Raw genomic sequence first — 13,794 nt, forward strand, 5'->3', positions numbered from 1 at the left:
TGCGTACGACTTAATCAAGACAGCTGTTGATAATCAGCTCGCGCAGCCAGCGGTGGCCAGGATCGTGCTGGCTGCGTGGGTGCCAGCTCAAGACCTTGGTAAAGCCTGCAATGTGTAACGGCGGCTCGGTCAGCGCCAGACCCTGAGCCACGGCGACCAGGCGTCGCGGCACCACGGCGATCACATCGGTTGCGCGCAGAATATCCGGCAGCAGTAAAAAATTGGGTACCGACAGCACCACCCGTCGCTCACGGCCGATGCGGGCCAGGGCATCGTCGGTGGGGCCGCGGAAATTACCGCCTTCGTAGGAGCCAAAGGCGTGGTCCAGGGCGCAGAACTGATCCAGGCTGAGTGAACGCTGAGTCGCCATCGGGTGGCCCTCACGCATGGCGCAGACGTAATCTTCAGCGCCCAGTTCGTGGCTGTGCAGGTCGGCCGGTGCGGAGTCGATGGACATGAACGCCATGTCCAGCTGTCCCTGCTCCAGTTGGCTCTGTACCTGATCGTCTTTCAGGGGCAAGAGCGCCACGCGAATCCCCGGTGCCAGAGCCCGCAGCTGTCTCAAAAAAGGCACCACCACCGTGGCTTGAATATAATCTGTGGCGGCAATAGAAATCTGCAGTTCAGCTTGGGCCGGATCGAACTGGGGTGGCTGTAACAGCGCGTGAATGTCATCCAGTACCCGCTTGACCTGCACCGCCATGTGCTCGGCCCGAACCGTCGGCACAATGCCATGGCGGGAGCGGATAAACAGCGGATCGTCGAAATTCTCTCTCAGGCGAGCGAGCATGCCGCTGACGGCGGGTTGCGTTAAGGCGAGCCGTTCCGCCGCCCGGGTGACGCTGCGCTCCTCCATCAGGGCATCGAAGGCTTTCAGCAGGTTTAAATCGAGCGATCTGAGATTAGCCATGTTGATGAGGGCCCGCGAATGTAAGGTTGAATCTTATCGCCCACACTGTGTGATCACAAGCGCACGGCCGCGCCTCATACCTTGATTCAGATCCACCTTGCCGCCGGTCCAGCACAGCTGTTGTTTAGCAGAGGTAGTGTGTCACTACTTGTGCCTGGGGGTGATGACACTGTCCTCCCCTGGGTATGAGTGACCTGTCTCCTTGCTATCGGCAAATTGTCCCCAGTAGAATTGAGGCAATAATGATGAAAAGAAAAGGAGCAGAGTATGTCAGAGTTGCTGGTCGCGGATTACGAAATCCGCCAATTGTACGCCCGTTTTATCGATGCCGTGTGGCGCAAGGATGGCGAGGCCTATGGGGATCTGTTCGCTGAAAACGGCGAGTGGAAACTGGCGGCCATGCACATGAAGGGGCGGTCGGAGATCCGCGCAACTTTTGGCAAGCTGCTGGGTTATACCGCCCAGGTGCAGATGATTCTGGGGTTTCCGGTGCTTGAGGTGAACGGCGAGGAAGCCATAGCCCGCATCAACTGCACCGAAATCACCAAAATGCCGGACGGCAGTTCGTCCATGGCGCAGGGGGTTTACTACGATCGTTTCGTCAAAGAAAACGGCCGCTGGGTGTTCCGCTGGCGGCACTTTTCGCTGGGGTATCGGGGGCCAATCGATTTTTCCGCAGAGCTGGTGAACGGGCCGGACTACGGTCCCTTCCCGGGCATGCCGGAGTGGGATGAAGTGACCCAAACCCGGTTAAAACAGGATTGAGCCCAGCGCTCAACCGTGGTCAGTGCCTGGTTGAGCGTGTTCTAACCAACCTGGCTTAACCGCCGTGCATGCTGTCGGTGATGCCCAGATTCATTAACCCGCAGACCGCGTAGTTCTGACCGGTAATGAACTTGGCTTCGTCGGAGGCGAGAAAGGCGGTCATGTTGGCGATGTCATCCGGCTCGCCAAAACGGCCAAAGCCGGTGGATTTAAACAGCGCTTCCATGGCCAGGTTCTTGCGCATTTGCGGCGGAATGCTGCGTCCGGCGTCGCTGCTGGTGGGGCCGGGCGAAACGCAGTTGATGCGCACTCCCTGACTCGAACATTCCTTCGCCAGCGCCTGACTGAACGCAATCACCGCGCCCTTGCTGGCGGAGTAGTCGGCCTGGCCGGCGGTGCCAATCATGCCCGCCACCGAGGCAATGTTGACGATACTGCCACTGCCGCGTTCGAGCATGTGATTGATCACTTGCCGACAGCTGTAGAGCACCCCCTTGAGGTTGGTGTTGAGCACATGGTCCCAGGTCTCTTCTTCCGATTCGCAGAAACGGGTCATCTTGCCGCGGGCACTGCCGCCGGCGTTGTTGACCAGAATGTCCACCCGGCCAAAGGTGTCCAGCACCTGCGCGAAGGTGTTTTTGACGCTGTCGTAGTGGCTCACATCCGTTTGTATGAACACACCTTTGCGACCGCGTGCTTCGATTTCGGTGACGACCTCGGCGGCGGGCTCTGCCGAGGTGGAGGCGACGATGACGTCGGCGCCTTCTTCGGCCAGTTTAATGCAAATGGCGCGACCGATGCCGCGACCGCCGCCGGTGACAACGGCGATTTTGTTGTTCAGTTTCATGGTGTCTGTCTCAATAAAAAAATCTGTCTCAATAGAAAAAATCGTTGTACCAGGTGGAGTACTCTTCGTGCCCGGGCACATCGCGTGCGTTGGCCACCGGATCAATCGGAATTTGAATCACCGCCGGTTTGCCGCTGGCCAGGGCGCGCGCAATCGCCGGCGCAATGTCTTCTTCGCGCTCGACAAACTCGCCGTGGGCGCCGTAGCCTTCGGCGACCTTATCCAGGCGCACCTGTTTGCCCCAGTGGGCTTCGGTTTCCGGTGAGTTTTCTCCCACCATGCCGCGGTAGCCGCGCACTTCGACGCCCCAGGCGTAGTCGCTGGCGACGATGCAAATCACCGGCAGGTTTTTGCGCACCGCGGTTTCCAGTTCGGAGGTGTGAAACAGAAACGCCGAGTCGCCGCTGATCAGCACCACCCGCCGGTCATTGCCCACCGCCAGTTGCGCGCCTATGGCGTAGGGCAGGCCCGTGCCCAGATGACCAAAATTTTGATTCCAGATGGAATCTTTGGGCGAGACCTGCGAATAGGTCCAGGTGTAGATGCTGGTGGCGCCACCATCGCGGACAAACACCGCATCTTTGGGAATGGCGCCGGTGGCTTCCACCATCAGGCGGGCCGGGTGAATCAGATCCTGGCCGCTGGGAGCCGCCAGGCGTTGGGCAGTTTTAAACTCGGCGTGCATTTCGATCCAGCGGTCCACGGCGTTGGCGCGTTGGCGAGGTGTGTCCTTGAGGGCGGCGTTCAGCTGCGGCACGATATCGCGCAGATCACCCACGAGCGGCACGTCAATATGACGGTTGACCCCGATGCTCAGGGGATCGCTTTCCACATGGATCCATTGGCGCCCGGTGTTGCCTTTGGCCCAGTGGCCAGCGACACCATGGTGTACCGGCTCGCCAATTTCGGTGCCGATGGCAATCACCAGATCCGAGTTGACGATGGCTTCGACCCCCGCCGGAGAAAAACCACAGGGAAAGGTGCGGTCTTCGACACCGGCCAGAAACGAGCTGACCGGATAGGTGTGAATCACCGGGCTCTGCAGGTTGTGCGCCAGTACCGCCAGGGCGTCGTGAGCGCGAGCGGTAAAAGCGCCCTGACCGATCAGCAGCAGCGGCATCTGCGCCCGGCGAATGAGTTCGGCGGCTGCGTCGATGGCCTGTTGATTGGCCGGTTGATGTACCAGCCGGTATTGCTCCGGCGCGGCGGGGGGCGGCAACTCGCCCAGCTCCGCCTGCATGGCGTTCATGGGAATTTCGATGTAGACCGGCCCCGGGGTGCCCGACAGCGCCTGCCGAAACGCCTCGCGGATGATTTCGTCGGTCTGTTCCGGGTACTGAATCACACCCACGTATTTCACCGCCTCTTCAAAATAGCGGTACTGATGGGTGTACTGTATGCGGCCGCGGCGCACTCGTTGCGCGGCGATCTGTGCGCGCTGGCCGCCAATAAAAATCACCGGCGCGTTTTCCTTGGCGGCGTTGATGGCGGCGGGCACCAGGTTGGCCACCCCCGGCCCCTGGTTGCCCACCACCACACCGGGGGTGCCGGTCATGCGCCACAGGCCTTCGGCCATAAAGGCGCCGGCCTCTTCGTGGTGCGGGGCAATCACCTGCCAGCCGCGCTGTTCGGCGCGGATGAACATATTGAAAAAGCTGGGGTCGGGGATGCCGAAGAGTGTCTTAATCCCCTCGGCTTCCAGCAACTGCAGAACGCGCTCATAAACATGGACAGACATGGGCAGCTCCGCTTACGACTGGTCGGGGCCGGGCAAAATGGCCCGGGTCTGGGTCAGGCAGCTGCCAAAACTGTGGAAGCCGGTGGCGTGCAAGCCGCCGGTGCCGCCACAGCAAATGACCAGCACGTCCTTGGGCTCAACCGCCACATAGACGCGGCCGTTGATGACGCGATGCTGCGCTTCCAGCTGCTCGCGGTGTTTTGTCGTCAGGTGATCGGCGGCGATGCTGGCGTGCTGCCAGATCAGTTCCTGCACGTCTTCGAGATGGGGAATGTCGCGGTGGATGATCTCGGCCCACACCGGGTTGATGGCCACCATCATTTCGGCGAATGGCATGGCCGGGGAGAAACCGTTGGCGCCGGGGTAGGCCAGTGATTTGCCCGTCATCTCCAAAAATTCCGGCCCGGTTTGTGACGTGGTATCAATGATGTTCTGGGTGCCCATGGTGCCGTAAACCGACACCGCATTACCGCTGACGCCGCGTCGCTCGGCAAACGGGGCCCAGGGCGAGCGCTCTTCCCACTCACCGAACAGAATGCCGGGGAGTCGACCGGGCGAGCCGAAGGTGGTCTGGCAGGTGACTTGCACCTGCTGGCCGGCGACATTTTTGATCAGCAGACGAATGGCCCGTCCGGCGGCGATGGACAGGGACGGCATGCCACCCAGGCAGCCGTGCTGGTAGGGAATGTCCAGCTGGTTGCGAATCGGTCCGTTGACCAGAGTTAGCGGCACCACCGGAGCGGTGGTGGCGTTGAGGCCGAACAGCTCGAAATTGGGATCGGCCAGACCTTCCAGCGCGGCAATGATGAGCGGCAGGGTGGCCGCCGGGGCACCGGCCATGACCGCGTTGATGGCGATTTTTTCCACGGTGCAATCGGCGTCGGTGGGCGGCAGTTTGCAGATCACTTCATCCGGGTAGCGGTTGCTTTGAGCCAGAAACGCGCGCACCCGACCTTCCGTCGGCGGAATCAACGGCAGGCCATCACCCCAGCCCTGTTGCATGGCGTAGCGGGTAAACGCCATCACATCGTCGATTTCCGTTTCATGTCTTTGGCTCGACAGCCAGTCCAGCTCGCAGCCTTCGGGGCCACAGTCGCGCAGGTTGACTTGCTGGGCAGGTGAAGGGGTGTTGCTGGATGTGATGTTGATAGTGCGGCTCATGCCAAGGCCTCCTTACGTGGGTGGGTATCGACCCCCATGGTGTGTTGCACGGACTGCAGGTGTTCAAACGCCACCGGCTCAACTTCTGCGCGCCGTTTTTCGTTCAGCGGGTAGGGCAGAATATGAATGCGCAAGCCGGAGCGGCCACCGCGGGCGGCCAGTTGATGGCCCAGCTCTTTAAACACTTCGGTGCAGATGGCGGTGGTGGGCAGACCTTTATTGGCAGCCGATAACGCGTCGCGAATGGTCCAGCCGGTGCAGGAGCCGCAGTTGCCCAGACCGACGACGGCAATGTCGATTGAGTCGAGAAATTCATCCAGGGCTTTGGCGACCTTTTCGCCTTCGGCGCCGGTGCGTCCCTGGTGGGAGCGCCAGAATTTGACAGTGGCACCGGCTTTTTCAAATTCCGCGGCCCAGATTTCAGCGATCCAGTCCCAGGCGCGCCAGATTTCATCCAGCCGGAAGCCGATGGTTTTGCCGGTCAGTGGGCCGGCGTCGGGGCCGGGTGAAGTAATGTCGTCTGCGCGAATTGCTGTGGGGTCGAGCACATTGCCAAGAGCCATAGCGGTTCTCCCTTAAAGCGGTTGTAGTGTGTTATTAGTGAGCAATTAACGATGACGCCGTGATTCAATGGTGATGGCATCGTCAGCGGGTTTCGTCAGTCGCTGTGATTGTTTTTCGCCTTGGGTTCAGAAAATGTTTGATCTATAGTCCAAAATATTGGACTATTAAGTTCAAATATTTGGATTATTATGGGGTTGCCTTAGATGAACGTCAAGCAGATCACCAACCTTTTCAGTCTTATGGAGTTTTTTGTGCGCGCGCAAAGGCCTCTCGCGGTGAAAGACATGGTGGCGGAATTCGGCTGGCCTCGCTCCAGTGTGTTTAACACGGTATCCACCCTGGTGGATCTGGGGTATTTGTATCAGCCAGTGGCGCGCGGGGGTTATTACCCCACCACGAAATGGATGGAGCTGGCACGGCAGTTGTCGGAAGCCCAACCGCTGCCGGAGTCGCTGCACCAATTGCTGGAGGAGTTGGCCAGCAAGACCGGAGAGACCCTGTTTCTGGCCGCACCGGAGGGCACCAGCATTGTGTTTCTGGATGTGGTGGAGTCGCTGGCCGACATTCGTTTTATTGCCAACATCGGGCAGCGCCTGCCCATTCATGTGACTGCGGCAGGGCGTGCGATTCTGTCACAGTACGCGCCGGCGGAACGGGCAGCAACGCTCAGGCGCATTCAATATCAGCCCTATGAGCGCGATGACTTTATGACGCCCGAGGCGGTGGAGGACAACATTCAGCAAGGCCTGTCCCAGGGCTGGTTTGTGAACCCGGGGATCTACGCGCCGGGGGTGGCGGGGGTGGCGGTGGCGTTTCCCTTTCAGGGTCAGCGTTACGCCATTGCCTTAGGTGGCCCGGCTTCGAGGCTGGAAAAAAACATGGCATCACTGGGTGAACTGTTGCAGACGTCGGTGGACCAGTTTTTACACGATAACGAATCTTGAGCCGACGTCATGCTGGCGCCATTGTCACCATTAACCTGAAATAAATTACGTTGAGAAAGTGAAGATGAAAAACTCCGGATCGCCCAAGTTGGTCAAATCTGCGATCAGAACCATGGAATTGTTCGCCCTGTTTGCGGACCTGAAAAAACCCCTGGCGCTGGCTGACATCGCTCAGGCGTTGGCTGCGCCCAAAAGCAGTTGTCATGAGTTGATTCAGACGCTGGTGCAGCTGGGTTACATTTTGGTGATTGACGGTGGCAAAAGTTACTACCCGTCACGGCGCTTGCTGCATGTCGGGGAGCAGATCAATACCTTCAATCCGATCAAGGAAAAAATTGAACACGAATTAAAACGGTTGCGGGATCTGACGGGGGAAACGGTGTTTATCGGGCGGATGCAGGGGCAGCAGGCGGTTTATACCGATGTGTTTGATGGCAATCACGCCATGCGGTTTACCGCCCAGGCGGGAGATCTAAATGATCTACACGTCAGTTCCATTGGCAAGGCGTTGTTGGCCGGCATGGAAGAAATCGAGCGCAATCAGTGCATTGCAAAGCTCAAACTGAAACGCTTGAGTGACAGTAGCATTACCGGCAAAAAGCAGCTGAAAGAAAATTTATTGGCGTGCGGTGAGCAGGGGGTCTTTACGTCCGTGGGAGAATCTTTGCCGGATGTGATGGGCATGGCCATGCCGGTCAAAATACAGGGGCATCTGCTGGCTTTTGGCTTGGCAGGACCCATCACCCGAGTGCAGAAAAAATTACCGGTTTACATGCGCGCGTTGAAAGAAAGTGCGGAAGTCATGCAGCGCCAATAAATTGACAGGAGCATCCGGGTGGACCACGTGTTGAGATATTTAGCTCAACACAGTTGATCATTAAGAGTTGATTAATAAGGCGGAAGCTGCGTACAATCTTTCATCGTCTTCATATGCATATTAATATTCGCATATACGAACAGTAAAAATAATTAAAACGGCAAGTCTCGGGCTGGACAGTACAGGCACACGACAGCGAACTTCAAGCATAAACAGCTGCGTTTCACTCCTGTCAAAACACCTGTCGTATCGTTCATGGTTTTCGGCGTGAGCTTGCATTCTCAGGGTTACTGTTTTTTTAGAAGAGAGATGGAGGAAAGTATGGTAAACGTATCTGTCGAACCGATTTCACCGCAATTGGGTGCGCGCGTCTATGTCAGTGCCGATCAGCTGCTGGTTGAGGGAGTGCCGGAGCAATGTCTGGCGCTGCTGAACACACACGGGGTGCTGGTGTTTCCGGCAATCGGTGTCAGCGATCAGTTGCAGGTCGAGTTCAGTAATCGACTGGGGCAAATGAAAGCGTCGAAAATCTATACCAATGGAGATGATTCAGGCGACTCCCTGGGCATTTATCCGGTGACGCTGGACCCCGGTCGCGCCAAGTACATTGATTACATCGTTTCCAACGAGCATTGGCACATGGACGGCACCACCTACGCCGTACCGCCCAAGGCGACCAACCTCAAATGTGAAGTGCCGGCCAGCAGCGGTGGGGATACCGAATTTGCCAATCTGTTTGCCGCCTACGAACAACTCCCCGACGAAAAGAAAGCCCAACTGCAAGGTTTGCGTGTGGTGCACGGCGCGGCAGCGGCCAATCTGCGCTCCTTCAAAAACCCCTCCATTGTGGATTTGGAACGCTGGATGAGGGATGGCCCGGCGACCGAGCAGCCGCTGGTGTGGCAGCAAGCTGATGGCCGCTGTGCGCTGGTGGTGGGCTCAACGGCGGATCATATCGTCGGCATGGACTTGGATGCGGGCCGGGCGTTGTTGCAAGAGCTGCTCGACTGGTGCACTCAGCCTCAGTTCTGCTACCGCCATCAATGGCAAAAGGGTGACATGGTGATCTGGAACAACCCCGGCTTGTTGCACCGTGCGCACCACTACACCCTGGATTCTGGCCGCTTAATGCACCGCACCACCATCAATGGTTCCGAGGCGTTGGCGTAACATTTATTAAACCTGATAACACAAGAATAAGGAGCACACATGACTGACTCAAATGGCGCTGTAGCGAATACCAGCAACGGGGTTGAAACGCGAAGAAATAAAGTGGCGGTGGTCACCGGTGGCGGCAAAGGCATCGGCGCGGCCATCTGTAAATTCTTGGCCCGAAATGGTGCCGACATTGCGATCTGGGACTGGAACGTGGATGAGGCAGGTTCGGTGGTGGAAGACATCCAGGCCCTGGGGCGCAAGGTGGTGGTGTGCAAAGTGGATGTTTCCAGTCGTGCCGACATTCAAGCGGCCACCGAAACCACTCGCGCAGAGCTGGGGCCCATCGGCATCCTGGTCAATAACGCAGGTGTCTCGCCAGAGCAGGACTTTGTTGACATCACCGATGAGGAACTGGATCGTGTGATCGACATCAATCTCAAAGGCACATTTTATTGTACCCAGGCGGTGATTGAGGATATGATCAATGCCAAATGGGGGCGGATCGTGAATATCTCTTCGTCCAGTGCCCAAACGGGTGCCAAGCGTATGGTCCATTACGCGGCCACCAAGGGTGGGGTCATCGCGTTTACCAAGGCTCTGGCACAGGAAGTGGCGCCACTGGGCATTACCGTCAACAACGTACCGCCCAGCACCGTGTATACCGATGGCCTGAAATCTGTAGAAGACCGGTTTCCCGACGGGCTGCAGGGGTATGTTGACAAAACCATACCGGTAAAACGCCTGGGACAACCGGAGGACATTGCCAATGCGGTGGCGTTTCTGGCGTCTGAGGCATCGGGATTCATCACCGGGCAGACCCTCAGTGTGAACGGTGGCCGCTTTATGGGGTGATGCCCCGCTGGCCGCCACTTTCGAGACTGCCCTGTTGTAGGATCGTCGTTCCTGGGTAGTCGTTCCCAGGTCGTTGTTCCCGAACAGTCATTCTCACATGGCAGTTGCAAGTTGGCAGCTGCCGCATCCCTTCGACACCGGGAACCTTTCTGCCGACACTGGAAATCTCTCTGTCTGCAGCCCTATGTCATTGTCGGCGCCGACCAGGAATGGCGAATATCAGCTCGTCGGCGGTGTAGTCTTTGTCTATTAACTCACAGTCTATTAGCTCACAGCCTGTTTGCTCACAGGTGATGTGGGGCTTGTTACAAGCGGATGCGGGTGAGTGGAGGGGCTGCTTTGCAGCCCCTCTTTTCGAGACAAACCCGTCTTTTCTCTGGACCAGTCAGGCGCAGTGCCGTCTGTTAAACCTCTGTTTTTTTCTTTCTGAAGACACGTGGGCTTCGCTTTGGCGGGTAATTTTCCTTTTAAGTGTACTGAGTCTGAATGACTGTTTTTTTCGGCGACGTCTTTGTTACTGAATGAAACAGCTTGCAAAGGTGCAGGTGGCATGTCTATTTGTTAGTAGACAACACTGTTGATTTTACATTAATATCATCTTCTATATTTATACAACACTGATGGCTATTTGAGCCGCGTACACTAATAACAGAATCGGATCAGAGAGGTTGGATATGACGTGCGAGCCCACCAATGTACCTTCCCCGGAAGAGATTGATATTCCGGCAATTCAGGAAAAATACCAGCAGGAGCGCAATAAACGTATTCGTCCCGATGGTCAGAAGCAGTACGCCAAAATAAAGGAAGAGTTCACCGAGGAGTATTTGCACGACCCGCACACTCCTGTGGTCTCGCGCGACCCCATTTCAGAAGATCTGGACGTGGCCGTTCTCGGTACCGGCTGGTCCGGTCTGTTGTCGGCGTACCATTTGAAAAATGCCGGCATCACCAACTTCCGCAATATTGACCACGGCGGTGACTGGGGCGGTGTCTGGTACTGGAATCGCTACCCGGGCATCCAGTGCGATAACGACGCTTATTGCTACCTGCCGCTGCTGGAAGAAACCGGCTTCATGCCGTCCAAAAAGTATTCTGACGGCTATGAGATTTACGATTACTTTAAAGTCATTGCCGAGAAGTATTCGCTGGGGGAAAAGGCCCTGTTCCACACACTGATCACCGGCCTGCGCTGGGACGACAACATCAAGCGCTGGCGCATCAGCACCAACCGCGGCGATGAAATTCGCGCGCGTTTTGTGATCATGGCCAACGGTTTGCTGAACATCCCCAAGTTGCCGAAAATTCCGGGTATTCATGACTTTCAGGGCAAGATGTTCCACACCTCGCGCTGGGAGTACGATTACACCGGCGGCAGCTATCGCAATCCGGTGCTGGATAAACTCAAGGATAAAAAGGTCGCCATCATCGGTACCGGTGCGACCGCGATCCAGGCCATTCCGTATTTGGGCAAGTACGCCAAACAGGTGTACGTGCTGCAGCGCACGCCGTCCCCGGTGGATCAGCGCAACAACAACCCCACCGACCCGGAATGGGCTGCCTCGCTGCAACCAGGCTGGCAGAAAGAGCGTATGGCGAATTTCCACCGCGCGGCGATGGAGGGCCGGTTCCTGCCGGGTGAAGAAGATCTGGTGGGGGATTTCTGGACCGAAATTACCCGCAACCTGATGGCCGAAGTGCGCGCCGAAGGTCGTGAGCAAGAAATTTCCATCGAAGAATACTACAGCCGCCGCGACACCATGGATTACCAGGTGATGGAGCGTATGCGTCGCCGTGTGGAGAGCCTCATCGAAGACCAGGAAACGTCCGAGGCGTTGAAAGTCTGGTACCGTTTCCTGTGTAAGCGTCCATTGTCTAACGATGATTATTACGACACGTTCAATCGCCCCAATGTCAAATTGATCGACGTGTCCGAGACTCAGGGCGTTGAGCGTATGACGGAAAATGGCTTCGTTGCCAACGGCGAAGAGTACGACATCGATTGCATGATCTTTGCCAGTGGCTTTGAGGTGACCAGTGATCTGGATCGCCGTTGGGGCATCGATACTTACGAAGGTCGCAACGGCATCTCCATTTACGACCACTGGAAGTACGGTTATAAAACCCTACACGGCACCATGACCTCCAACTTCCCCAACCAGTTTTTCATTGGTTACTATCAGGGCGGTCTGAATGCCACCACCACTGAGCAGTATGGACGTCAGGCCTATCATTCAACGTACATCATCAAAGAGGCTCTGGCGCGTGGCTTGTCTGCGGTTGAGCCCAGTGAGCAAGCACAGGAAGCCTATGTGCAGCATGTGCGTGAAACCGCTGTCGATATCAGTGCGTTCCAGGCGCAATGCCCGCCGAGCTATTACAATAACGAGGGCCATAAAGTCAAAGACGAGGACGGCCATCTGAAATTCCGCAACTTCCTGGGTGAAGCCTATGGCCCCGGTTGGGACGCGTTCGAGAAACTGCTGGCTGACTGGCGTGAGCAGGGTGACCTTGACGGGCTGGTGACGGAATAAACCGGATAGTAAAAAAATAACGATAAATGTGAGAGTAAAGCGCCGGGGTAGTGGCTTGAGCCGCTCCCCCGATTGCTCAGGACAGGAGAATGTTATGCGTATCCCAACCGTTACGGATCATGGAGAGCTCACTGACGAGGATCTCGCCGAACCGTTAACCTATCCCGTTGAAGCCTTTATTTCGCCTGAATACGTCCAGCGTGAAAAAGAATTGCTGTGGCCCAAGGTCTGGCAAATGGCGGCACGTCTTGAAGACATCCCCAACGAGGGTGACTTCATTACCTACAATATTGGTGATGAGTCCTTCATCATTATGCGTTCCACAGAAGATACGCTGCGCGCCTTCTATAATGTTTGTCCGCACCGTGGTCGTCAACTGGTCAACACCCCGGACGATGTGAACTGTGTGAAGGGACGCAAAAAGAATTTCGTCTGTGGTTTTCATGGCTGGACTTTTAACCGCGATGGTGAAAATACCTCCATTCTGGATAAAGACGATTGGAAAGGTGTTCTGGACGAGAAAGAGCTGACCTGCCTGTCGCAAGTCAAAGTGGACACCTGGGGGGGCTGGATTTACATCAATATGGATCCCGACTGTGAGCCCCTGAGCGATTTTCTGGGGGAAGCCGGTCGTATCCTGAGTCATTTTGAATTTGAAAAAATGCGCTACAAATGGCGCCAATGGGCCGTGTATCCCTGTAACTGGAAGACCGCCATTGAAGCGTTTATGGAGCCCTATCACGTCGCCGGTACCCACACCCAACTGCTCAAATACGGTGAGTTTTACGCCTACAGTAAACCCTATGGTTACCACGGAGTCAGCGGCTTTGATGAGCGCGATGCGGCCAACAAGAACAGCCAAAGCAGCTCGGTGACCCGCACCGGTCGCAAGGATCAGGACCCGCGTATTTCGACCTACGAATTGATTCGCGAGAACTACGAAACCGTAAACTACGCGGCTTCCACCGAGACCCTGGTGAACGCGGCCAAGCGCCTGGTGGACGAATTGCCGGAGGGCACGCCGGGTAATGAAGTCATTGCTCACCTGATGAAAAGCGCGAAGGCTGACGACGCCGCACGCGGTGTCATCTGGCCGGAAATTCCACCGGAAGTGATGTCCGAAGCGGGGCTCGCCTGGAGCATGTTCCCCAACCAGACCATTCTGCAGGGGGTGACCTTTGCTCTTTGCTATCGCGTGCGCCCGTATGGCGATGACCCCGACAAGTGTATCTTTGAGTCCTACGCGCTGGAACGTTTCCCGGAAGGCGAAGAGCCCAACGCTGAGTGGGTGCACGCTGAGCCGACGGCCGAGAAGTGGGGTTCGGTATTGGCGCAGGATTTTGACAACATGGAGTGGGTACAGCGAGGCATGAAATCCCGCGGTTTCCGTGGCACCTTGCCCAACCCGCATCAGGAACAGAAGATCACCAACTTCCATCGCCATCTGTCCAATATCATGGGCACCGGTGCACCGCAACTCATCAAAAAAAAATAACGATTTAACGTC

At 56.7% G+C, this 13,794-nt stretch carries 12 protein-coding genes; 7 read left to right on the forward strand and 5 right to left on the reverse strand.

Features of this window, described 5'->3' with window-relative positions; all coding sequences use genetic code 11:
* Positions 1–10 precede the first annotated feature (10 nt).
* On the reverse strand, positions 11–910 hold the full coding sequence (locus tag G8770_RS10685; RefSeq protein WP_167185996.1) for a LysR family transcriptional regulator: 900 nt from the start codon (positions 908–910) through the stop codon (positions 11–13).
* A 267-nt stretch (positions 911–1,177) separates the two neighbouring features.
* Between G8770_RS10685 and G8770_RS10690 the strand changes: the two genes are divergently transcribed.
* On the forward strand, positions 1,178–1,675 hold the full coding sequence (locus G8770_RS10690) for a nuclear transport factor 2 family protein (protein ID WP_167185999.1): 498 nt from the start codon (positions 1,178–1,180) through the stop codon (positions 1,673–1,675).
* 55 nt (positions 1,676–1,730) lie between these two features.
* Here the strand turns inward: G8770_RS10690 and G8770_RS10695 are convergent, their stop codons facing one another.
* The 4 genes from G8770_RS10695 to G8770_RS10710 are packed head-to-tail and all read right to left on the reverse strand — an operon-like array spanning position 1,731 to position 5,984.
* Positions 1,731–2,522, reverse strand: a complete 792-nt coding sequence (locus G8770_RS10695) for an SDR family NAD(P)-dependent oxidoreductase (RefSeq protein WP_167186002.1) — start codon at positions 2,520–2,522, stop codon at positions 1,731–1,733.
* Positions 2,523–2,550: 28 nt separating this feature from the next.
* The gene (locus G8770_RS10700) at positions 2,551–4,260 is read right to left on the reverse strand and encodes a thiamine pyrophosphate-binding protein (RefSeq protein ID WP_167186005.1); all 1,710 of its coding nucleotides are present in this window, start codon (positions 4,258–4,260) and stop codon (positions 2,551–2,553) included.
* Positions 4,261–4,272: 12 nt separating this feature from the next.
* On the reverse strand, positions 4,273–5,421 hold the full coding sequence (locus G8770_RS10705) for a hypothetical protein (protein ID WP_208022189.1): 1,149 nt from the start codon (positions 5,419–5,421) through the stop codon (positions 4,273–4,275).
* Positions 5,418–5,984: a UGSC family (seleno)protein gene (locus tag G8770_RS10710; protein ID WP_167186008.1), complete on the reverse strand. Its 567-nt coding sequence runs from the start codon at positions 5,982–5,984 to the stop codon at positions 5,418–5,420. The genes G8770_RS10705 and G8770_RS10710 overlap by 4 nt, the downstream gene beginning before the upstream one ends.
* 204 nt (positions 5,985–6,188) lie before the next feature.
* Here G8770_RS10710 and G8770_RS10715 point away from each other — a divergent pair, with 204 nt between their 5' ends.
* The 6 genes from G8770_RS10715 to G8770_RS10740 all read left to right on the forward strand — a co-directional run bounded on the left by G8770_RS10715 (position 6,189) and on the right by G8770_RS10740 (position 13,782).
* The gene (locus G8770_RS10715) at positions 6,189–6,929 is read left to right on the forward strand and encodes an IclR family transcriptional regulator (RefSeq protein ID WP_167186011.1); all 741 of its coding nucleotides are present in this window, start codon (positions 6,189–6,191) and stop codon (positions 6,927–6,929) included.
* A 64-nt stretch (positions 6,930–6,993) separates the two neighbouring features.
* Positions 6,994–7,746 carry an IclR family transcriptional regulator gene (locus tag G8770_RS10720; protein ID WP_167186014.1) on the forward strand — a complete coding sequence of 251 codons (753 nt, stop codon included), beginning with the start codon at positions 6,994–6,996 and terminating at the stop codon, positions 7,744–7,746.
* A gap of 321 nt (positions 7,747–8,067) precedes the next feature.
* Entirely contained in the window at positions 8,068–8,916 is an 849-nt protein-coding gene (locus G8770_RS10725) for a TauD/TfdA dioxygenase family protein (RefSeq protein ID WP_167186017.1), read from the forward strand.
* A 39-nt stretch (positions 8,917–8,955) separates the two neighbouring features.
* Positions 8,956–9,756, forward strand: coding sequence for an SDR family NAD(P)-dependent oxidoreductase (locus G8770_RS10730; RefSeq protein ID WP_167186020.1), 801 nt, complete (start codon positions 8,956–8,958; stop codon positions 9,754–9,756).
* Positions 9,757–10,430: 674 nt separating this feature from the next.
* Entirely contained in the window at positions 10,431–12,287 is a 1,857-nt protein-coding gene (locus tag G8770_RS10735) for a flavin-containing monooxygenase (protein ID WP_167186023.1), read from the forward strand.
* Positions 12,288–12,381: 94 nt separating this feature from the next.
* The gene (locus G8770_RS10740; protein ID WP_167186026.1) at positions 12,382–13,782 is read left to right on the forward strand and encodes an aromatic ring-hydroxylating oxygenase subunit alpha; all 1,401 of its coding nucleotides are present in this window, start codon (positions 12,382–12,384) and stop codon (positions 13,780–13,782) included.
* The last annotated feature ends 12 nt before the right edge of the window (positions 13,783–13,794 follow it).

It is taken from the genome of Pseudomaricurvus hydrocarbonicus, assembly GCF_011602365.1.
Classification (GTDB): Bacteria; Pseudomonadota; Gammaproteobacteria; order Pseudomonadales; family Cellvibrionaceae; genus Pseudomaricurvus; species Pseudomaricurvus hydrocarbonicus.